The 22,417-nt window shown below is 40.3% G+C and carries 16 protein-coding genes; 1 reads left to right on the forward strand and 15 read right to left on the reverse strand.

Annotation, left to right across the window (positions count from 1 at the left end; translation table 11 throughout):
- Window positions 1-61 precede the first annotated feature (61 nt).
- The 5 genes from V7121_RS08470 to V7121_RS08490 form a co-directional block, all read right to left on the reverse strand.
- Window positions 62-1,051: a LacI family DNA-binding transcriptional regulator gene (locus V7121_RS08470; RefSeq protein WP_335494744.1), complete on the reverse strand. Its 990-nt coding sequence runs from the start codon at window positions 1,049-1,051 to the stop codon at window positions 62-64.
- Between the two features lie 6 nt (window positions 1,052-1,057).
- Complete coding sequence (locus V7121_RS08475; RefSeq protein WP_335494741.1) at window positions 1,058-2,116, reverse strand: aldose epimerase family protein; 1,059 nt, start codon at window positions 2,114-2,116, stop codon at window positions 1,058-1,060.
- A gap of 84 nt (window positions 2,117-2,200) precedes the next feature.
- Window positions 2,201-3,685 (reverse strand): UDP-glucose--hexose-1-phosphate uridylyltransferase, encoded by a 1,485-nt coding sequence (galT, locus tag V7121_RS08480; RefSeq protein WP_335494739.1) that lies wholly within the window; start codon window positions 3,683-3,685, stop codon window positions 2,201-2,203.
- Window positions 3,686-3,696: 11 nt separating this feature from the next.
- Window positions 3,697-4,686: a UDP-glucose 4-epimerase GalE gene (gene galE, locus V7121_RS08485; protein ID WP_335494737.1), complete on the reverse strand. Its 990-nt coding sequence runs from the start codon at window positions 4,684-4,686 to the stop codon at window positions 3,697-3,699.
- Window positions 4,687-5,868 carry a galactokinase gene (locus tag V7121_RS08490; protein ID WP_335494736.1) on the reverse strand — a complete coding sequence of 394 codons (1,182 nt, stop codon included), beginning with the start codon at window positions 5,866-5,868 and terminating at the stop codon, window positions 4,687-4,689.
- Window positions 5,869-6,130: 262 nt separating this feature from the next.
- On the opposite strand from V7121_RS08490, the gene V7121_RS08495 reads away from it, so the two are divergent.
- A complete protein-coding gene (locus tag V7121_RS08495) occupies window positions 6,131-7,348 on the forward strand; it encodes an ROK family transcriptional regulator (protein WP_335546362.1) in 1,218 nt (405 codons plus the stop codon).
- Between the two features lie 48 nt (window positions 7,349-7,396).
- On the opposite strand, the gene V7121_RS08500 is transcribed toward V7121_RS08495, so the two are convergent.
- The 10 genes from V7121_RS08500 to V7121_RS08545 form a co-directional block, all read right to left on the reverse strand.
- On the reverse strand, window positions 7,397-8,440 hold the full coding sequence (locus tag V7121_RS08500; protein ID WP_335494730.1) for an aldose epimerase family protein: 1,044 nt from the start codon (window positions 8,438-8,440) through the stop codon (window positions 7,397-7,399).
- 119 nt (window positions 8,441-8,559) lie between these two features.
- Entirely contained in the window at window positions 8,560-10,368 is a 1,809-nt protein-coding gene (locus tag V7121_RS08505) for a glycoside hydrolase family 2 protein (protein ID WP_335494727.1), read from the reverse strand.
- A gap of 31 nt (window positions 10,369-10,399) precedes the next feature.
- Entirely contained in the window at window positions 10,400-11,230 is an 831-nt protein-coding gene (locus V7121_RS08510; RefSeq protein ID WP_335494725.1) for a carbohydrate ABC transporter permease, read from the reverse strand.
- Window positions 11,231-11,236: 6 nt separating this feature from the next.
- On the reverse strand, window positions 11,237-12,127 hold the full coding sequence (locus V7121_RS08515) for a carbohydrate ABC transporter permease (RefSeq protein ID WP_335494724.1): 891 nt from the start codon (window positions 12,125-12,127) through the stop codon (window positions 11,237-11,239).
- An 84-nt stretch (window positions 12,128-12,211) separates the two neighbouring features.
- Window positions 12,212-13,483 (reverse strand): ABC transporter substrate-binding protein, encoded by a 1,272-nt coding sequence (locus V7121_RS08520; protein ID WP_335494722.1) that lies wholly within the window; start codon window positions 13,481-13,483, stop codon window positions 12,212-12,214.
- 213 nt (window positions 13,484-13,696) lie between these two features.
- Entirely contained in the window at window positions 13,697-15,940 is a 2,244-nt protein-coding gene (locus V7121_RS08525) for an alpha-galactosidase (RefSeq protein ID WP_335494719.1), read from the reverse strand.
- A gap of 87 nt (window positions 15,941-16,027) precedes the next feature.
- The gene (locus V7121_RS08530; RefSeq protein WP_335494717.1) at window positions 16,028-19,066 is read right to left on the reverse strand and encodes a glycoside hydrolase family 2 TIM barrel-domain containing protein; all 3,039 of its coding nucleotides are present in this window, start codon (window positions 19,064-19,066) and stop codon (window positions 16,028-16,030) included.
- Window positions 19,067-19,104: 38 nt separating this feature from the next.
- On the reverse strand, window positions 19,105-19,929 hold the full coding sequence (locus V7121_RS08535) for a carbohydrate ABC transporter permease (RefSeq protein WP_335494715.1): 825 nt from the start codon (window positions 19,927-19,929) through the stop codon (window positions 19,105-19,107).
- Window positions 19,922-20,851 (reverse strand): carbohydrate ABC transporter permease, encoded by a 930-nt coding sequence (locus tag V7121_RS08540; protein ID WP_335494712.1) that lies wholly within the window; start codon window positions 20,849-20,851, stop codon window positions 19,922-19,924. The genes V7121_RS08535 and V7121_RS08540 overlap by 8 nt, the downstream gene beginning before the upstream one ends.
- A 154-nt stretch (window positions 20,852-21,005) precedes the next feature.
- Window positions 21,006-22,295: an ABC transporter substrate-binding protein gene (locus tag V7121_RS08545; protein ID WP_335494709.1), complete on the reverse strand. Its 1,290-nt coding sequence runs from the start codon at window positions 22,293-22,295 to the stop codon at window positions 21,006-21,008.
- Window positions 22,296-22,417: the final 122 nt, after the last annotated feature.

Raw genomic sequence — 22,417 nt, forward strand, 5'->3', positions numbered from 1 at the left:
CCTGACATGGACAAAAAAAGAAACCCACCAAATTTTTGGTGGTTTCTTTTGGTGGTTTCTTTTAGAAGCTGCTTTTTCTAATAATTAGTTCGGTGGCGATGAATATTTTCTTAGCTGTTTTGCGGCCTGCGATTCTTTCCAGCAGGGTATCCACGGCGGTTTCACCCATGGTTTCGGTGTATACTTTAACAGTGCTTAAGGCTGGAAAGACATATTTGGAGATGCTGATATCATTGATGCCAATGATGTTCACCCGTTCTGGAACAGAAATTCCTTCCTCCAAAAGCGCTCTCAATGCTCCAACAGCGAGTGAGTCGTTACCCGCAAAAAAGGCCGTCGGCAGCAGGTCCCCATGTTGATGAATGGCCTTTTTCATCAACGTATGACCATCCTCAGCTGAGAAGGAACCCACATACATAAATGCTTCATGGGGCAGTCCATTCTCTGTTAAATAGCGCTTAAACGTCAATTCCCTCGGATCTTCTATGATGGAAGTATTATCTTTAAATACTTCTCTGCCGCCGATATAGCCAATTTTCTCATGTCCCTTTTGAATGAAATAATCAAGGACTTTTTTAGTGGCCCGTTCAAAATCTATGACAATAGAATCAAACCGCTCTTCATCTGGTGAGGTGTCCACAAAGACAATATTTTTGGTGATCTTAAGCAGCTCGCTCACTTGTTTTCTGCTAAATTTCCCTATCGCAATTAGCCCTTGAATATCGTCTTCCTTTAAATTCTCATAGTTGTCTTGAAAATACTTATCTACCTGAATTCCATGCTGCCGGCATTGGTTTTCAACGCCGAGACGAATCGACATGTAATATAAATCTTCCAGTTCTTCTTTTTCGGTGTACCATTGCAAAAGGGCAATCTTACCTGCCTCCTGCTTGCGTGCAGGTTTCTTTTTATATGATAGTTCCTCCGCTACTTCGAAAATTCTTTTCTTGGTGTCATCGCTGACAGAAAGAGTGGTATCATAATTTAACACACGTGATACAGTTGCAATCGATACACCTGCGATTTGTGCAATATCTTTGATTGTAGCCATTAAATATCAATCTCCTACTGTATTAGCAAAAAAACGGTACACGGTTCTGGATTGGTAGACTTCTTCTGGATTCAAAATGACAGAAGGAAACTCTGGCTGGTGGATTGCATCAGGAAATCCTTGCGTTTCAAGGGCAACACCTAAATAATTCTCTGCCCTGACACCTGCAATCGAATAAGGACCTTCGATAAAATTTCCTGTATAAAGGACAACGCAAGGCTGATCTGTCGTAATAAGGAGCGAACGACCGCTCTCTTCATCACTTAGGATTACTGTGTTTTCTCCCTCTTGTGAAAAAACAAGCGGGTGGTCGTAACCCTTACCAACGAGCACATTTTGTGGAAAGGACGAATTGATTCCAGAAAGCAGTCTCTTGCCATGGTTAAAATCAAAAGGGGTATTCCGAGAATCCATTAGCTTACCTGTAGGGATAAGTTCCTCATTTAACTCTAAAAAATGGTCACTTTCTAATTTAAGAATATGTTCAGAAACATCTCTTTTCAAATTACCACTTAAGTTAAAATACGAGTGATTCGTTAGGTTAACTAACGTTTTCTGATCTGTTTTACTTTCATAAGAAATATCGAGTTCATTTTTATTGTTTAGAAAGTAGGTAACTGTGGTGTCAAGATTCCCAGGATAGCCTTCTTCTCCGTCTGAGCTATGGTAGAAAAACTTCAACCCGACAGCATTATCTTCCTCAATGATTTCGGTGGTCCACATCACAGAGTTGAAGCCCTTCTTGCCACCGTGAAGATGATTCGGATAATTATTGTCCGCAAGCCGGTATTCCCTACCATCCAACTCAAAGCTGGCACCTTTGATTCTTCCAGCGACACGTCCACAAACGGCTCCAAAATATGGTGACAATTCTGTGTAATCTTCGAAATTTTCAAATCCAAGGACAACATTTTCAAATTTCCCCAGGCGGTCAGGAACGATAATTTTCGTAATGACACACCCATAATTCAGACAAGAGATTTCCATGCCATAATCATTAACTAAGGTGTATTCTATAACGGACTCTCCCTCGTAATTGCCGAAAATTCTTTCTAATATTTTCATCCTTATCACTCCATAATTCCCAGAAAGTAGCTAATTGCAGGTCATTTCTTCGCAGCCTAAAAGATCTATAGCCCATTTAATTCATTATAAATTATTAATAAAACGCTGGAATCCTTCTACCCCAGCTTCATCCCGTTTAAACACACCGGCATCTTCCAAGACTCTTGAAAACTTCTTTCCTACTTCTTCTCTAACCAAATCTACCACATTGGCTTCAGTCGCAACCGTTTGGTAGCGTGTTTTTAATGATTTTGCCCAGTCTAAATGATAATCAGCCACATCCGCTGCTTTGCCAAGGATATAATTCTCCACTTCTATAAGTTCATCCTTTAACCGTGCAGGTAAAACAGCCAGCCCCATGACTTCAATCAGGCCGATATTTTCCTTCTTAATATGATGAACATCAGCATGCGGATGGAAAATTCCAAGCGGGTGTTCCTCACTTGTCCGGTTGTTGCGGAGAACCAAGTCCAGTTCAAATCCATCACCATTTTTACGTGCAATTGGCGTAACTGTATTATGTGGTGTTTCTCCCGTTCTTGCCAAAATCCCAAGCGACTCATCACTGTAATTTTTCCATTGCTCAAATATATGGGCCCCCGCTTCCACAAGTGCGCTCATTTGATTCGAGCGGAGCCGGATGACGGACATTGGCCACTTTACGACCGAACAATCTACATCCGGGAACCCTTCCAGCTTAAACGTCCAATCATCTTCTGCTTTTGCCATCGCAAATTCGTAATTCCCGCCCTGATAATGATCATGGGTTAAAATTGAACCGCCCACAATTGGCAGGTCCGCATTCGAGCCCACAAAATAATGGGGAAATTTCTCAACAAAACTTAGCAGTCTTAAAAACGACTTGGAACTTACGACCATATCCGTATGTTTTTCTGATAGCACAATACAATGCTCATTGTAGTACACATAAGGTGAATACTGTAGATACCATGGCTGATCTAATAGATTAACCCGAATCATCCGGTGATTGGAGCGTGCAGGATGACCAATCCTTCCTGCATACCCTTCATTTTCAACACAAAGCAAACATTTCGGATAATCCGTTTTTTGCACCGAGCGCTCAAGCGCGATACTTCTCGGATCCTTTTCAGGTTTCGATAGATTAATGGTAATATCAAGCTCACCATATGCTGTGGCTGTCTTGTACTCAATATTATTACGAATCCGCTTCATCTGAATGTAGTTGCTATTTTTACTTAATTCATAAAAATATTTAGTCGCTTCTTTTGGAGCTTGCTTATATTTTTCATAAAAAAGCTGATTAACCGTCGAGGGCCTTGCAACAAAGCAGTCCATGATTTTACTTGAAAAAATCTCTTTCTCATCAAATAATTCTTCAATGATCCCCTGACTGCAAGCATAGTCGACAATTAAATCAAGTAAATCTGGAATTTCATCGTGACTTTGGCCAACCTCCTCCACCTGCTTAAATTCAGACAGATGGAGTAAGGAAAGCACTTGATTGCGCGCATAGATTTCATCTTCCCGCTCAATCAAGTGAGTGGAAAGAGCTTGGTCGATTAATTGTTGTATGAGTTGATAAATCATTGTGATCCCCTCTATTTTTGATATCCATTAGGGTGATGCTGATGCCAATTCCATGCATTGCTAATAATTTGGTGAATAGAGGTTCTAGTAGGATTCCACCCTAATACCTTTTTGGCTTTTTCGGAAGAAGCAATTAAGGTACTTGGGTCTCCAGAACGACGTTCACCAATTTTCACTGGGATATCAATTCCCGTCACTTCTTTAGCAGTCTCAACCATTTCTTTTACTGAGAACCCTTGACTCGAGCCGAGATTGAAAATATTACTCTGCCCGCCATTTTGCAGATAGCGAAGCGCTAGTATGTGGGCATCAATTAAATCCTCCACATGAATATAATCTCGTATACAAGTACCATCGGCTGTATCATAATCTTCACCGAAGATCGTTACGGCCGGTCTTTTGCCTAATGCCGCTTCGAGGATAACTGGGATTAGGTGTGTTTCAGGATTATGGTCTTCACCAATTTGACCATCACTTCTTGCAGACGCCACATTAAAATAGCGGAGTGATACAAAATTGAGATCAAAAGCCTTTTCACACCAAGCCATCATTTTCTCCATCGCTAATTTCGTTTCACCATAGGTATTCGTTGGAATCGTTGCTGCCTCTTCCGTAATTGGCACCACTTTTTGTTCTCCATAAACGGCTGCCGTAGAGGAGAAAACAATATGCTTCACGGCAAACTCCTTCATCATTTCAAGGACAATTTGTGTTCCATATACATTGTTATCAAAGTATTTTAATGGCTCCACCATGGATTCTCCGACAAGGGAATTAGCTGCAAAGTGTAAAATGGCTTCGATCTTTTCTTTTTCAAAAACAGAGCGCATAAACTCCCTGCTACGGATATCCCCTTGGTAAAAATGAGCGCTAGGATGAACCGCATCCGCATGGCCTGTTTGCAAATTATCAATCACAACCACTGAAAACCCCTGATCAATTAACTGATAAACAGCGTGTGAGCCGACATAGCCCGCACCACCTAAGACAAGAACACTCATTTAGATCGATTCCTCCATTTGAATTTCTTTTGCCCCATCACCAATGCTTGCTACATAGAATTCAGCTTTATAACCGATTTTCTCTTCATAATCAGCACCAACATTAGCTATAAAGTTGTCCACCTCGTCATTTGCAACGATGGCTATCGCACAGCCGCCGAACCCGGCACCTGTCATTCGCGCTCCAAGAACTCCATTCTGTTTCCATGCTGATTCTACTAAACTGTCAAGCTCAATCCCAGTTACTTCATAATCATCCCGCAAGGATACATGCGACTGATTCATCAGTTGACCAAATGTCTCTAGATTCCCTAACTTCAGTTCTTCAAGCGCCTTGATGGTTCTCACGTTTTCATAAACAGCATGCTTAGCCCGTTTGCGAACTGTTTCATTCATGATCAGGTGTTGATTTTCATCAAACTCCGCTTCAGATAATTGGCCTAGAGCTACAATTGGAAGCTTTTTTTGGAGCTGCATGAGCGCCTCTTCGCATTCGCCTCTTCTTTCATTATATTTCGAATCAGCTAATTCCCTACGCTTGTTGGTATTCATAATCAGGATTTTGTAATCTTCAAGCTTAATGGGTGCATACTCATATTTTAATGTTTGGCAATCAAGTAAAATTCCTGCATCTGCTTTCCCCATACCAATCGCAAATTGGTCCATGATTCCGCTGTTTACTCCAATGAATTCATTTTCTACACGCTTGCCAATTTTAATCAGATCAAGTCGAGGAATATTTAAGTGAAATAGGCCATTCATAAGCACGCCTGTTAATAGCTCAATCGAAGCAGACGAAGAAAGTCCTGCCCCATTCGGAATATTCCCTTGAATAGCGCAATCGAATCCAGAGGGAATTTCATATCCCGCCTCAAGAATGTAACGAATCATCCCTTTTGGATAGTTGGCCCAATTATCTTCTTTTCGATAGTCTAGCTCGTTTAAGTTAAATTCAATGATTCCTTTGTCAGGGAAGTTGGTTGAGTACAGGCGAAAGACTTTGTCGTCCCGTTTCCTTGCAACAGCATAGGTACCATAAGTAATTGCACATGGGAAAACATGGCCGCCATTGTAATCCGTATGCTCGCCAATTAAATTAATCCTTCCAGGAGCAAAAAAAGCTTGCCTTGGTAAAACTCCAAACATATCTAAAAATATCTTATTAAGTGTAGTCACGTTCATTGTAAGTTCCTCCATAAGTTGTGTATTTTAGAGTTTAACTACTTTAAATTTTACTCTTATTAGTAAAATAACACAATATTTTTACTTAAAATTTTACTAAAAAACACCCAATTAATTGGTATATATATTTCCACTTCTTAATTTACAGTTCATTGCTAAACATTCAAACCCGGCAATATTTGTGATAAGATTAATAGTAATTTAAAAAAGCATTAGATAATTAATCCCTATTACTAAGCAAAATCAAAAGGCGGGATATCCTTTGAATTTCGACCCTAAAACGGGCAGTTTCGAAAAAATGAAGTCACTTAATCAATCAACTGTTTTAAATATGATTCGATTAAAAGAACCGATTTCAAGAGCGGAAATTGCTAAATTAACCAAGTTAACTCCACCAACCATCAGTTCTTTGGTTAGTGAATTAATCGATAAAAATCTTATTGCCGAGGAACAATCCACGAGCGCATCATCAGGCGGTAGAAAGCCCATTCTGCTCCGGATTAATTACTCTGCCTATTATATAGTTGGTGTCTATGCTGCAGCAGAGGTTTTACGAGTTATTTTAACCACTATGGACGGAAAAATTGTAACCGATTCCAGCAAGGATATTACCAAACTACCTACTAAATCCGAATTTTTGAACTTGATGACAGAGATGATCCATAGCGTCCTACAGGTGAAACAAATAGAAAGAGATTTAATCCTTGGAATTGGCATTGCCATGCATGGGCTTGTGGATACTGAAAAAGGCTTGGCAATATTGTCTCCACACCTGCAGCTCGATAACATCCCTTTAAAAGAAAGTTTAGAAAATGAGTTTAATATACCTGTTATCGTCGAAAATGATGTTCGAGCATTAGCTATTGCAGAAAGTTGGTTCGGGCAAGGACAAGGTGTCTCAGATTTTATCTGTCTTAGTGTGGGCCGTGGAATTGGATCTGGAATCTTTATTAATGACGAGATTTATAAAAGCACTTTCTATACTGCCGGAGAGATTGGACATACCATATTAGATGTGAAAGGTCCATTATGTCTGTGCGGTAATAATGGCTGTTTAGAGGCATATGCATCAGAAACTGCCATCCTAAAAAAAGCAAAAGAACTTAAACATCAAAACAAAACAATCCTCAACGAATGGCTGAAGGAAAGCGGCAACGAACTCTCCTTAAAGATGATTTTTAAAGCCGCAAAGGAGGGGGACCCCTTTGCTAAATCACTATTAGAAGAAGCTGGTCAATCCCTTGGATTAGCGGCAGCAAATATGATTAATATTCTTAAGCCCTCGAAATTGATTGTTGAAGGGAGCATCTTTGAATTAGGAGATATTGTTTTGTCCCAGCTTAAACAGAGGATTGAGAAATATACCTTTAAAAGCTCTCATGAAGAAATTAAAGTGGTTTGTTCCGAATTAGGGAAAACCGGTATGGTATTAGGAGCTGTGACATTAGTATTAAAAAAACTATTTAAAACGGAAGGTTAAGCCTATAAAAACAGAGTTGAATCAGCAAATGATTCAACTCTATTTTATTTAATTGGTAAAAGTATATTTAGTTACTGAATAGTAGACCTCATCCTTTTCTAAAATAGCGGATGGGAAATGTGGATGATTTAAAGAATCTGGAAGCCCCTGTGTTTCTAAACATAAACCAAGGTACTTTCTTGCAGGAATCCCCTGAATCGAAAAATCATCTGTGAGCTGATTACCGGTATACAAGACCACTGACGGCTGATTCGTCTCGATGATTAACCCTCTTCCGCTTTCCTCATCATACAGTTGGATTTCTTTATTCTGATTTTCTGCTAATAGAAAAGGATGGTCATATCCATTGCCAGCGAGTTTATTCTGTGGGTCATTTGTTGCCGTTCCCTCGATAATTTTCCGTCCCAACCGAAAGTCAAAAGAGCTATTTTCAACAGCGAGATACACCCCTGTCGGTATCAACTCCTCATTTAACTCTAGGAATCGATTACTGTTGAGAACTAACTGATGATTAAGAATATCATTTTTAAGATTGCCACTTAAATTAAAATAAGAATGATTAGTGACATTAACTACGGTTTTTTGGTCAGAAACACCCTCATAGGAGAATTGAAGTTCATTATGATTAGTTAATGTATAATGTATTTTCATCTTCAAGTTTCCAGGGTACCCTTCTTCCCCATCCTTACTTAAATAAGTGAATACCAAGGTAATCGAATCTTTTTCTTCAATAATCTCTGTTTCCCAAATCACTTTATCGAAGCCTTTTATTCCCCCATGAAGGTGATTGCCGCTATCGTTCTTTGCTAGTTGATATTTGGTTCCATCTAAAGTAAACTCTGCGTTAGCGATTCGGCCGGCATGACGACCCACTACAGCCCCAAAATAGGGTGAGTACTGTTGATATTCTTCAAGTGTATCAAAGCCCAGCACCACATTTTCTAATTTTCCGTTCCGATCAGGAGCAAGAATCTTTGTAATCGTGCATCCATAATCGATGGCGGTTACTTCCATCCCATGGTCATTTACAATCGTAAAAGCAGTTACTGCCTGTCCGTTCTGTTCGGCGAATTTCTCCTGAAATACCTTCATTAGAATTGGCTCCTTTATTAAAAGAATATTGCTAATAAAAATATCCTTTCTCAAAAGAATGCTGTTCACTAAAGAATTATTAGTTGATACGCTCTTGGAAGAAAGGATTTAATTAGTGCTTAGCTTTTTACAATATTTGAATGCCACATATCATTGATTTCCTTTATTTTTGACAACTCACATTTTGGTTCCCTGTTATAGGATAATAAGCCGTTAATTTCTTGCTCGACATCTGTTAATTGAGTATAGCAATAACCGTGTAAGCCTTTAGAGGCATAGATTGCTTCCATTACTCGACGATAATCTGCAATAAACTCGTGCTCATCCTTCACAGAGGTATAGCCCCAGCCGTTATCTTCACCGACTTTGAAGCCAATTCCACCAAATTCGGTTAACAAGATGGGTTCCCCTTTATGTTCAAATCCATCTGCATAAATACCACGGCCGGCAGGTTTTGAGCTTAAGAGGTTTTCTTTTGTGATCAGGGATTCTTTAAAATCTTCATATTTTGCCTTTTCACCGCTAGATCCATGATTATAATTGTGAATCGCACAGATATCTGTTTCTGTCAGTTCCCAGCCATCATTTGATATCACTAACCGGCTTGTGTCAAGAGAATGTATCAAATGATACATCGCTAAAGAATGGTGCTGCTGCTGTTTATTCGCTTTAATGAAAGGGACTCCCCAGCTTTCGTTGACTGGAACCCAAGCAACGATCGATGGATGATTATAATCCCGCTCAATAATTTCAATCCATTCTTTTGTTAAACGAGAAGCTGCATCCTCACTATAGGATGGAAAGGCTGCACATTCTCCCCAGACCAAGAACCCCAATTTATCCGCCCAATAAAGGAAACGAGGGTCCTCAACTTTTTGATGCTTTCTGCAGCCATTAAAACCCATCTCTAAAGCTAATTCAATATCCTTCTTCAAATCTTCATCTGTCGGAGCAGTTAATAACCCATCAGGCCAATAACCTTGATCAAGAACTAGTTTTTGATAATAAGGCTTATTATTTAAATAAACCATTCCATTTTCAATATGGACCTTCCTCATACCGAAGTAGGATTCTACCTCGTCTAAAACCACCTGATTTGTTTCATCTTTTAACGTGAACTTGATATCAAATAAATTGGGGGTTTCCGGTGACCAATTCCAGCCTATATGGTGAAAAGAAGTTCGGAAGATTTGCCGATTATATAAATTTATTGAACGCTTATTATATGGTTCAAATATCTCCACTGTATCCTTTGCTACCTTTTCCCCTTGGAAACAAATCTCGATTTCTGCTGTTGTATTAATAAAGCTTCCAGCAATTTCGAATTCTACAATAATGTCTCCACGGTCAATATCTGGTGTTAATCTTAGTTTAGAAAGTTGGGTAGGACTAACCGGCTCAAGCCATACAGTTTGCCAAATTCCCGTTGTTCTTGTGTACCAGATAGAGTCTGATTGTTCATTCCAGAATTGTTTTCCTCTTGGAATCGTCTCATCTGTGGAGGGATCTTCTACTCTTACAACAACCTTCTCGTTACCCCATGTTAAGTGGTCGGTAATATCAATCGAAAAGGACACGTTCCCCCCCTCGTGGTAGCTAACATACTGGCCATTGATATAGACCCAGGCACGGTAATCCACTGCCCCAAAATGAAGGACCACCCGCTGATTAGACCAATCTTGGGGTACCGTAAATTCGCGTGAATACCATACATGATCATGAAACGAGGGATCATGTATTCCACTTAACTTTGTTTGATAGGCAAAGGGTACATTGATTTTGCGATCAAATGAATTTGGGTCTTGAAACCATTTTTCTTGTAGTCCAACATTATTATCATCAAATGCGAAATCCCATTCGCCATTTAAATTTACCCATTCTTTTCTGACCAATTGCGGTCTTGGATATTCATTACGGGCTACTGCCATGATGTTCTCCATCCTTCCTGATAAAATAATTCTATTTTATTCCCGATTGATTTACGCCTTTAATGAAGGAGCGTTGACCAATGATAAACAATAATACGGCTGGTATCGTTGCAATTGATGTTAGTGCCATTAACCTGCCTGGTGATGAAACAAAACTTCCTTGTTGCATGATGGCAATACCCGTTGTAATAGTTCTCATTTCTGGAGAATTCGTAGTAACAAGCGGCCATAAGAAGTCATTATAGATTCCCATAAATGTAAAGATTGCTAATGTCCAAATGACGGGGCGTGCAGATGGCAGAACGATTTTTACAAAAACCTGCCATTTATTGGCACCATCAAGGAATGCTGCTTCCTCAAGTTCTTTTGGAAAGCTGCGAAAGTATTGATATAGAAGAAAGACACCAAAGGCATTGGCAGAATACGGGAGAATCAATACAGCATACGTATCTAATAAACCGAATTTATTAAACTCCATATATAGCGGTAAAAACGTAATAACCCAAGGAATCGTCATCGATCCAATAAAGATGCTAATCAGGATTTTTTTAAACGGAACATCCAAACGTGCCAAACCATAGGCAGCAAGTGTGTCTACAACAAGAACAATAAGCGTTCCAATAATCCCAACAAAAAGGGAGTTGCCCATCCAGTGTAAGACAGGTGTATCTGTATTTCCTGCTAAGCTGTACTGGTAATTTTCAAGGGTAAATACCTTCGGAATCCACTTTAGCCCGGCAGTGAATGCTTCCTGATCTGTTTTAAAGGAGGTAGCCAGCATCCATAAAATTGGTACGATAAAAATTAAACCAACAATAATCGCAAGGATTATAATGAGAATTTTAAAGGGTTTTTTCTGCACGCTGATCTACTCCTTTCGATTGGTAATTCGGAATTGCAAGATTGAGATAATGATCATAATTAAAGCCATTAATAAGGACATCGCGGCTGCATTTCCTAATTGCCGCTGCTTAAAGGCTTCATCGACAATATTCATTAACAGAACCTTTGTTGAAGTCCCTGGACCGCCCCGTGTCATTAAATAAGGCTGGCCGTATATATTAAAAGAGGCAATTGTTGATGTAATGACGACAAATAACATTGTCGGTTTAATACTAGGTAACGTGATGTGGATAAATCGCTGCCACCGGTTGGCGCCATCAAGAGAACCCGCTTCATAGAGTTCTTCAGAAACGTCATTCAATGCATTGATAAAAATAACCATATTGAAACCAATCGTCCACCATAGCGTTGCAATCGCGAGCGAAATCCAAGCCCATGGCATATCTGTTAACCATGGAATCAATGGCAGATTCAGCTTTTGTAAATATTGATTAATCAACCCGCTGTTTGTATCAAGAATCCATAACCAAATAATTGCTACAACCGAAACCGAAACAGAATACGGGATAAAGTAAACTGTGCGAAAGAACCCCTTCAATTTACCAGGTAGTGCACCGACTAATAACGCTAAACCCAAGCCTACAACAACCAATAAAGGCACACTATAAACAACGAATTGGAAGGTGTTTTTCAGACCCTCGAAAAATAATTCATTAAGATAAGAATCAGTGTTAAAGATTTTTGTATAATTCTTCAATCCTACAAATTCATGGACAGGGTTTAATAAATCCCAGTTGTGCAAGCTTATCCATGCCCCATAAACAATTGGAATTAAAAGAAAAACAACAAATAACAATAAGTAAGGAAGAACAAACAGACTTGAAGTCAATTGTGATTTCCAACTTGTATTTCTCATTTACCTTCCTCCTTTCGGAATCCTGCTAGTAGAAAAACAAGAGACGAACAGTTATAACTCCTACCGTCCGCCTCCTATGAATGATTACTTATTCAACACTTGTTCTGCTTTCTTAGTCGCATCGTCTAATGCTTTTTGCGGGTCCTTCTTGCCTAGAAGCGCAAGATTGACTTCTGCCCATAGTGGGTCTGATAATTGTCCCCAGTTGGCAACGACAGGAGCAAACTTTGCATATTGAAATTCTGAAGCTACGATTGGCTGTTGCTTCATCTTTTTAAACTCTTCACTCTGTTCATAAATTGCTTTTGAAGCTGGTGCTTGTCCTGATTTAGCCCACTCCATTGTATTTCCGGCAACATACTTCAAGAAATCAGTAATACCATCTAGTTTTTTTGTATCTTTTACAGTAGCTGGAACGACGAAATTATGTCCATTCGCATAAACTGCTTGCTGTTTCGTGCCTAATTGCGGTACTGGAGCAACACCATAGTTAATTCCAGCCTTATCCCACTGCTCCATCATCCACGGACCATTTAGGTGCATCGCGTTTTTACCTTGCAGGAATAATGTTACTTCTCCATCCTGTTGAACATTTTCAGGTGAAACCTTTTCTTTTTGAATCAAATCACGATAGAACGTTAGTGCTTCAACTGCTTCAGGGCTATTGTAGTTTGGCTTACCATCCTTCATTAATTCTCCGCCATTTTGGAATAATAGAGTTGGGAAGATGAATTGGTTTGGCCAAAGTGTTGGGATAACAAAACCATATTGATTCTTACTAGAATCCGTTAGCTTTTTGGCAGCTGCGACGAATTCTTCACGATTTGTTGGTGCCTTTTCTGGGTCTAGTCCGGCTGCTTTAAATAAATCTTTATTATAGTACATTACTAATGGATGAATATCTAAAGGAATCGTATAGTGCTTACCGCCAATATCTCCAGCCTTCCAAGCGGTTTCAGCGTAATCTTCCGCTTTAACACCAGCTTTTTCAACTGTATCCGTTAAATCTTTTAATAAATTCTTATCTGCATAGTTTTTCAGCTGATCCGTATGCATGATTAATACATCTGGAGCATTTTTCTGACCGGAAAAGGCAAGGTCAACGGTTTTATAATAGTCAGACTGTGGGACAATTTGAAAATCTACTTGATACTTAGACTGTGAGTTATTATAGTTTTCAACAATCGTCTTCATACGTGGACCATCCGCACCAGAGAACGGGGCCCAATACGTAATCTTTTCGCCATTTCCACCATCTGATTTATCTGTGTCTTTACTGCCTGCACATCCTGCTAAAGATCCAAGTGCAAGTGCAGCTGTTAAAGCAATCCCAAGCCATTTCTTTTTCTTAACCATTTTTATCCCCCTTAAGGTATTATTAATTTGGTCTACTTCTAGGATGAGTTAACGCTTTCAGATTATTCTTTGCCAGTTAGTTAATTAATTTAATTAACTATCTATAAAAATAATAATCTTGTAAGCGCTTTTTGTCAAATAGATTTTTTTTACTGTTTTAAATTAGAAGATAAAAAAATGGCCTCAGTATGTCCGAAGCCATTTAGCATTTTGTTAATTCACAATGTTCTCAGTACCTTTCAGATAGAATACCTGAGACTGGAAGTCACCGCCACGTTCAAAATTACCACCGTTGACACCATTAAACTCTGTTGGCAGCATCAATCCAACAATCATAAGCTCATCGCCATAGTAGGTTTGCTCAGTGCCAGCCACTTGATAGGCTTTGGATTCATCCAATCCACTGAGTCGAAGTGTTTGATGTTTTTTAGGATTTGGAGTAGCTAGCACCTTATACCAGCCCACCAATGCTTCGGATCGGTCTTCACTTACGACCATCCAAGCTGTTTCATTATTGGCAAAAGGACTCAACAGGCGATAAAATTGCCCATCGCGGATCAAGTTTCGATGTTCTTTATAAAATGCAACCTGGTCTTTAATTTCCTTACGCTCTTCCTCGGTTAATTTTAATGGATCCAATTCATAACCAAATGTTCCAAAATAAGCCGTGTTTGCCCTCGTTTCTAATGGAGCCTTCCGTAATGTCTGGTGATTCGGAATCGCCGAGACGTGTGACCCCATACTATAAAGCGGATAGGCAAAGGATGTACCATACTGGATTTTAAGTCGTTCAATCGCATCCGTATCATCACTGGTCCATGCTTGTGGTGCATAGTACATCATCCCAGGGTCAAAGCGTCCGCCTCCGCCTGCACATGATTCAAACAATACCCGCGGAAACTCACTCGTCAACCGTTCATAAAGTTGATACACTCCTAGGATATAGCGATGGAAAAACTCTCCTTGCTGTTGAACCTCAAGCTTTTGAGAGAATGCCTCAGTCATATTTCGATTCATATCCCACTTAATATACGCAAGGTTCGTCTCTTTAATAATTGCGGACATTTTGTCATATAGATAATCAACAATATCCTGTCTTGAAAAATCCAGAACTAGTTGATTGCGTCCCAAGGTATAGTGTTGACCGGGTACACCCACCGCCCATTCTGGATGCTCCCTAAACAGCTCACTATTCGGGCTAATCATCTCCGGTTCAAACCAAAGGCCAAATTTCATCCCCGTTTCCATTATTTTGTTTGCTAAGCTTTCTAGCCCATTGGGAAGTTTATTTAAATCGACATGCCAATCACCAAGTGAGGACGTATCATCGTTCCGTTTTCCAAACCAGCCATCATCGAGGACAAGCAGCTCGATTCCGAGTTCACTTGCCGACTTAGCAATATTCACCATTTTTTCCTCGTTGAAATCAAAATAAGTTGCTTCCCAGTTATTAATTAAAATCGGTCGCACAGCCTTTTTCCATTGAGTTTGAATCAAATGGTCACGGTACAAACGATGGAAGGCCTGACTCATTCCATTTAAGCCTTGATCGGAAAAGACCATCACCACTTCTGGGCTTTGAAAGGAGCTTTGAGGCTTGACATTCCACTTGAAACGAAACGGATGAATCCCAACCATCAGCCTTGCCGTATCATAATGATCCACTTCTACTTGCATAAGGAAATTACTGCTGTAAATAAAATTGAAGCCATAGACCTCACCCGTATGTTCCGTCGCCTCAGGCCGCTTTAATGCCAAGAATGGATTATGGTGGTGTGAACTTGCTCCGCGCAGACTAGAGATGGATTGAATACCCATTTCAAGCATTCTTTCCTTCACATGCCGCTCTCGTGACCATGTTCCCGCTAAATGGACCATCATAAAATCCTTATCCGGCAGGTCAAGTGACGCTCCCATGAATCGGTCGATCATCAATTCCTCTGTCCCGATATTTTTCAACGAGGCACTTCTGGTTATCACAGGTTTGTCACGAAAAATTGTGTAAGTTAACGATAATTCAGCATGCAAAAACTCATCTTTTAAAATGATTTGAAGGGTACTGGCCTCAGCGTTATCTTCAGTATAAGTTGCTGGAAGCCCTTCAAGCCGCGGCTTTCCCTCTAGCAGCTGGTAGGATTGATAGCTGAAATCAGGAATATGATTTTCCGTTAATTTATTTACACTGAATGCCGGCTCCCGGAAGTCCGAATTTCCATAGGCAGGATACTCCTGACGCAAGGTCTCCAAACCAAAGGCTGGGTCATCCGCATAAATATGCGTCGTTGCCCCTGTTGGAACGTCATAGGTTTGCAAATGGGAAAAATCCTCGCGATGGCGCAATGCCTTCCCGTAGTAAAGATGGCCTAAGTGCCCATTTTTCATCACATGAAAAATATAACTGACCTGGCCATTAGTTAAATGAAACTGCCTGCGTTCTTGATTTATGTGTATAAGCATAACCTTCTCCTCCGCATTACATTTTATCTATTTGGTTATAAGGAAAGAGCCTGGCTATTCAGGCTCTCTCCTCTATCTGTTTACTTGTTATGATTCAATTCGATTAATGATAAACTCAAATTCCATCTCTTTGTCCGCATGGATAAGATGTTCATTATGCACCGGTGCTCCCCAGCTGTCGTCTCCGCCGACGCCCATTTGCCTTCCTGCCACAGTGACAACGGTATAATGGACATTTGGCAACTCGTAAATATGCTGAGCATTTTCAAGCTCAAATGCTGTATAAGGTGAAAAATTGCACTCTAACGGTTCATTTACAGAAGAAATGTTAATTCCTTGGCCAATCTTGTTCGTTAGATTGACACGCCGGACTCCCGTACGGTTTCCTGACTCTTGCGGCATCACATACCCAGATAGATTATCCTTCACTTGATTTTTAAAGATTCCCAGTCTTGCTCCCATATTACGGTCACTGTAATTCTCTTCTGGCCCCTTCGCATACCACTCCAGCTGGTCATAATCTGCTGGAACCTTGAAGGACACAGCAAAGATTGGCATCTGCGGCAGATTGTGCGCGCCTTTATATTTAGAATTCACTCGGACACTTCCATTAGGATAAACAGAGTACACCGTCGTAACCGACACATCCTGATGAATGGTAAATTTATACGTAAAAGCTAAATCCACTTGATTTTTCGATTCTTCTAATTGGATATCCACACATTTTCTAGCTAAGCTGGCCGCTAACCACAGACCCGAATCGTAGTTTTGCGCATAACCACGGTCATTGTCAGTAGTTGCCCTCCAAAATTGTGGGGCTGGAGGAAGGGCAATCATCTCATTTCCTGCATAATTCAGAGAAACCAAACTTCCTACCTGCTTTGAAAACATGACCGTGAAATCTCTGCCGTGAACGCCAATATTGACATCCCCATGTGCAACCCGCAGTTCTCCCGATGCAGCAGCGATTTCCCTCGAACCATCCTGGTAGATATATTGACCAAATGCAATTTCATAACCTTCAGCGGCCCAGAGCGTATCTTCCTTCAACTTTAATGATGTTTGAATGGAATACTCACCGGATTTACCCGCAATATTCGCAGGCAAGTCAAATTCAAAACGTCCTTCACTTTGCGGTTCAACCACTGCCTGGAGAGTATTTTTGTACAACTCCTGCCCTTCAAAGGATAGGGAATATTCTAATACATAGTCCGCTGTACTTGAAAACAGGCTTTCATTCTTCACCGTAACACCCGTACGGTCAGGGATGAGTTTGAAGTTTTGGTATAAGAATTTCACTTCCTGCATTTTTGGTGAAAGCTCACGGTTGGCGTAGACAATCCCGTTGGTACAGAAGCCATAATCCGTTGGACGGTCTCCAAAATCGCCTCCGTAGGCAAGGAACTCGTTTCCATAACGATCCTTTTTATAAAGGGATTGATCAATATAGTCCCAAATAAATCCACCCTGATACATGGGGTACTTTTGCTCTAAATCTGTATATTTGTACATACCGCCGAGGGAATTCCCCATTGCATGCATATATTCACAGCTAATGTACGGCTTGTCTGGATTATCTGATAGATATTGCTCGATATCGGCTGGTTTTGCGTACATCCGGCTTTCCATATCACTGGTCTCATTGTAATCGCGGTTCCAGTACACACCCTCATAATGAACAAGACGGCTAGGGTCTGCCTTTTTAAAGTATTTAGACACATTTAGGATGACTTCCCCTGCATATGATTCATTACCACACGACCAAATTAGGATGGAAGGATGATTTTTATCGCGCTCCACCATGGAAATGGCGCGGTCCATGACAATTTCTTCCCACTCCGGTTTGTTTCCGGGGATATTCCAAGACGGTTCACAGGCGCCCATCTTTTGCCAAGAACCATGTGTTTCTAAGTTCATCTCATCGATGACATATACTCCGTACTCATCACAAAGCTCATACCAATAGCTTTGATTTGGATAATGTGAGGTACGGACAGCGTTAATATTATTTTGCTTTAAGGTCTTAATGTCCCAAAGCATGTCTTCCTTCGTAATGGCTCGGCCAGTCCGCGCATTAAATTCATGGCGATTCACACCCTTGAATACAATCCGCTCACCGTTTAGTTTCATGATTTTATCGACCATTTCAAATCGACGAAAACCAAGCTTTTGCGGAATCACTTCGACCAATTTCCCTAACTCGTCGTATACGTGAATATAAAGCTTATATAAATAAGGATTTTCAGCACTCCATAGCTTGGGCCCATCAACCGCTAGAGCCACCTGCCACTTTCCGTCAACAAACTCTCCATTTTGCGTTGCCACGCTTTGACCATCGGCATTGAACAATTCAGCAACTATTTTAGAAGGAGAAGCGTCTGCAGGTAAGAGCTTCAGGTCGGCCTGCAGTGTACCTTTTGTAAAAGTAGAATCCAACTCTGGACGTACAGCCACATCATACACATGAATTTCCGGTACCGTGTAGAGATACACCTCGCGGAAAATACCAGAAAAGCGCCAGAAATCTTGATCCTCGAGCCAACTACCGGTGCTGCGCTGGTAGACCTCGACGGCTAACTTATTTTCACCTTCGGTTAAAAATGGCGTAAGATCAAATTCAGCTGGCGTAAAGGAGTCTTCGCTATAGCCGACAAATTCCCCATTAAGCCATACATAAAAGGCTGATTCCACCCCTTGAAAGGAGATATAGACTGGTCTATTTTCCATATTTTCAGGGAGAGTGAACATCTTCACATAGCTGCCCACTGGATTATAGTTTGTCGGGATTTCAGGTGGACGGATCTCATTATGTCCATCCCATGGGTACATCGTATTTACATACTGTGGTTTCCCATAGCCCTGCAACTGGATATGCCCAGGCACGTTGATGTCCCCCCAGCCCGAACAGTTAAAATCAGTTTGAAAAAATTGCTTCGGACGGTTATCCGGATTGACACTATAGGTAAATTTCCAATTTCCATTTAAGTTATGGCGCAGCGCCATTTGACCAGCACATTTTGCCTCTTCAATCGTTTCGTAATAGAAGTGGTCTGAATGTGCTGGCAGTCGATTCACAGCAAATACACTTACATCCGTCAGCCAATTTATGCTTGGACTTGTTGTCATTACTCTTCACTCTTTCTGTACTCTATTTTTTCAAACTATTACTTAACAGATCCCATCATACCGGCAACGAAATGCTTCTGCATAATAAAGAAGATAAGCGCTGCTGGCAGCGTGGCAATGACAATTGCGGTCATGATCATTCCAAAGTCAGGTGAGTAGCTTGAGCCTAAATTGGAAATTAACAATGGAATCGTCTGATTTTCAGGTGACTGCAACACGACAAGCGGCCATAGATAACTGTTCCAGCTCGCCATAAAGGTAATAATCGCGGCGGCTGCATACGTTGTTTTCATCGTAGGGACATAGATTCGGAAGAATACCCCCCACTCCGTTAGACCATCAATTCTTCCTGCTTCAATAATTTCCTTCGGAAACATTTTTGTACTTTGTCTAAAGAAAAAGATGAGATAGGCGGTGGTTACCGTTGGCAGGATAACAGCCGCAATCGTATCAATACCAATTACCGGAAACGATTGAGAAATCGTCGCAAACATTCTAAATAACGGGACCATTAGGGCTGCAAACGGAATCATCATCGAAACGAGCAAGAGGTTGAATACAAAGTCCTTTGACTTGCTTTTGTAAATCTCAAAACCATAGCCTGCCAACGAAGCTATCAAGAGAGCAAGCACGGTAGTAAGAATCGAGATCTTTGCTGAGTTCATTAATGCTGGGACAAGGTCAACTTGGTCGAGCAGTTTTTCAAGATTTTGCATAAAATGACTACCTGGAAGCATCCTGCCTTTTGTTACATCGACTGACTTATTTGTTGCGCTTACAATCATCCAAAGAAACGGAAAAATAGAAACAATCGATGCGATGATAAGAACTGCATAGTTGAACGTATTTTTAAGGTTATTCATTTTTATCACCTGCTACTCTAAACTGAATGATTGAGAAGATAACGATCATGATAACAATCGCGTAAGATACGGTGGCCGCATAGCCAAAGTCTGGTGTATATTTGAACGATAAATTGTAGATATATTGAGAAATCGTCATTGTCGCATTCCCCGGTCCACCCTTGGTAATATTCATAACCTCATCAAACAACTGTAGCGTACCAATCGTTGAGGTGATCGATGTAAAGAGGATAATCGGCTTCAACATTGGAATGGTTATCTTGAAAAATTGTTGAACGGGCGAAGCACCATCTATTCTCGCTGCTTCATAGATCGATTCATCAACGTTTTGAAGGGCGGATAAATAGAATATCATGTTATAGCCAGTCCAACGCCAAGTGATAGCGACAATAATGGCAATTTTTGCCCAAAACGGGTCGGTAAGCCATTGGATCGGTTCTGAAATCAGTGAAACTTTCATTAACATAAGATTAATAATGCCATCTTGACCAAATAAGTATTTGAAGATAACAGAATAAGCTACTAGAGAGGTTACACATGGTAAGAAGATGGCAGTTCGGAAAAAGCCTTTAAACTTCAAAGTTTTATTATTTAATAAAACAGACAAAAACAATGCTAATAAAATCATCACTGGTACTTGAATGATCAAATAGATGACGGTATTTTTTACAGTTGTAAGGAAAGTTGGATCCTTAAATAACCGCGTATAGTTGTCGATGCCGGTAAAGGTTAGATTCGCACCCACCCCAGATTTAAAAGATAAAATAAGTGCCTGAACCATTGGATAGAAGTAAAACAGAAAGATCATGACGGTGGCGACGATTACAAAGGACCATCCAATGATATTATTCTTCGTTCGAACCTTCCGTCCAGAATTTGCTTTTGAGAGGGTTTGCGATTGATTCTCTTTCGCTGTTATCATTTAAGTCAACTCCTTACATTGTTTAATTCAAGAAAAGAAATTGCCTCAGAAAATTCGCCTGACACATCAGATAGCTCCATTAAATGAGAGAGAAGCTGGCGAATTCCTAAGGCATAATTTCTTAGATAAATCAATTACTTTTTAACTTAGTTGATTATTTTATTTGTTCTTCTGCTTGCTTTTGTGCATCTTCTAATACTTTATCTAAGTCTTTACCTTTTAGGTAATCCTGCATTCCAACAGCTAAGATGTCCTCAATTGCATAGGTGTGCATACCATAGTTAACTTGAGGGATTTTTTCTGTCCAAGCCGCAAAGTCAGCAACAACTTTTTGACCTCCGAAGAAATCATCCGCAGCTGTATATGCTTCCCCTTGAGATGCTGGCTTATAAGTACCGATTGCGCCCATTTCTTTGTTCAATGTTTGATAAAAATCTGCATTTGAACCGAATGTTTTCCCTAAGAATTCAGCTGCCTTTTCTTTTCCTGGAATATTTAATACGTACCAAGAGCTGCCGCCTAGGTTTGAAGCGTTCACAGAACCTGAGATACCAGCTTGTTTTGGCATTGGAAGAACTGCCCATTTGCCTGCTTGTGAAGCTTCAGCCTTGATTGATGGAGTAATCCAGTTTCCAGTTGGAACTGTAGCAACATCACCGCTGTTAAAGCCTGCGACAAACTGACCCCAGTCAGAAACAGGTTTTACTAAATCTGCATCTAAAATTGCTTTATAATCTTGGAATGCTTCTTTTAAAGCAGCGTTGCCGGCGATATCAGGAGTTACTCCATCATTCTTTAAATACCATGCGCCGCTAGTTTGAATCATCATGCGAATGAGACCAAGGTCCTTTGGGTCTTGTGTAAGCATTGCTTTACCAGTTGCTTCTTTTACTTTTTTACCAACTTCAATGTACTTATTCCAGTCCATGTTTTGTAAATCTGCAACTTTGTAGCCAGCTTTTTCTAAATAATCGGTTCTAACATATAGTCCAGTAACACCCGTATCGAATGGAAGGCCGTAGTTTTTGCCGTCCAGGCTTGTTGGGGCAATTTTATACTGAGCGAAATCATCTGCCTTGAACGAATCCGTTAATTCATAGAACATATCTGGATACGCCTTTAAGAAACTTTGTGCTCGGTAGTCTTCAATTAAGACGATATTTGGTAAACCTTTTGTCGAACCAGAGCTTAAGCTAGTGTTTAACTTTTGGATAATATCATCTTGAGCGTTTTCAACTACTTTAATATTTACATCTGCATTTTCTTTTTTATAAACATCTTTAGCAATGTTCATTGCTTTAATGTTAAAATTCGGGTCCCATGCCCAAACCGTAACTTCATTTGTATCTTTACCACTGTCGGAAGCGCCTTTATCTTTCGACCCCGAAGAACAGGCAGTTAGCATCAATATACTAACCAAAAAGAGTGCTAATACTTTTTTCATAGATATTCCCCTTTCTATTCTTGTAAGCGTTATCTAACTCACAATTTAATGTTATCATCTGTAAGGACGCACCTGTTAGGACGATATTATTTAGGGATTGTAATATTTTTATAAGATGAACA

It is taken from the genome of Neobacillus drentensis, from assembly GCF_036962125.1.
Lineage (GTDB): Bacteria > Bacillota > Bacilli > Bacillales > Cytobacillaceae > Neobacillus > Neobacillus drentensis_B.

Bases quoted from the DNA above. Each gene is read 5' to 3' on its own strand.
- V7121_RS08470 (WP_335494744.1), bottom strand. From the start codon at position 1,051: ATGGCTACAATCAAAGATATTGCACAAATCGCAGGTGTATCGATTGCA.
- V7121_RS08475 (WP_335494741.1), bottom strand. From the start codon at position 2,116: ATGAAAATATTAGAAAGAATTTTCGGCAATTACGAGGGAGAGTCCGTT.
- galT (WP_335494739.1), bottom strand. From the start codon at position 3,685: ATGATTTATCAACTCATACAACAATTAATCGACCAAGCTCTTTCCACT.
- galE (WP_335494737.1), bottom strand. From the start codon at position 4,686: ATGAGTGTTCTTGTCTTAGGTGGTGCGGGCTATGTCGGCTCACACGCT.
- V7121_RS08490 (WP_335494736.1), bottom strand. From the start codon at position 5,868: ATGAACGTGACTACACTTAATAAGATATTTTTAGATATGTTTGGAGTT.
- V7121_RS08500 (WP_335494730.1), bottom strand. From the start codon at position 8,440: ATGAAGGTATTTCAGGAGAAATTCGCCGAACAGAACGGACAGGCAGTA.
- V7121_RS08505 (WP_335494727.1), bottom strand. From the start codon at position 10,368: ATGGCAGTAGCCCGTAATGAATATCCAAGACCGCAATTGGTCAGAAAA.
- V7121_RS08515 (WP_335494724.1), bottom strand. From the start codon at position 12,127: ATGAGAAATACAAGTTGGAAATCACAATTGACTTCAAGTCTGTTTGTT.
- V7121_RS08520 (WP_335494722.1), bottom strand. From the start codon at position 13,483: ATGGTTAAGAAAAAGAAATGGCTTGGGATTGCTTTAACAGCTGCACTT.
- V7121_RS08525 (WP_335494719.1), bottom strand. From the start codon at position 15,940: ATGCTTATACACATAAATCAAGAACGCAGGCAGTTTCATTTAACTAAT.
- V7121_RS08530 (WP_335494717.1), bottom strand. From the start codon at position 19,066: ATGACAACAAGTCCAAGCATAAATTGGCTGACGGATGTAAGTGTATTT.
- V7121_RS08535 (WP_335494715.1), bottom strand. From the start codon at position 19,929: ATGAATAACCTTAAAAATACGTTCAACTATGCAGTTCTTATCATCGCA.
- V7121_RS08540 (WP_335494712.1), bottom strand. From the start codon at position 20,851: ATGATAACAGCGAAAGAGAATCAATCGCAAACCCTCTCAAAAGCAAAT.
- V7121_RS08545 (WP_335494709.1), bottom strand. From the start codon at position 22,295: ATGAAAAAAGTATTAGCACTCTTTTTGGTTAGTATATTGATGCTAACT.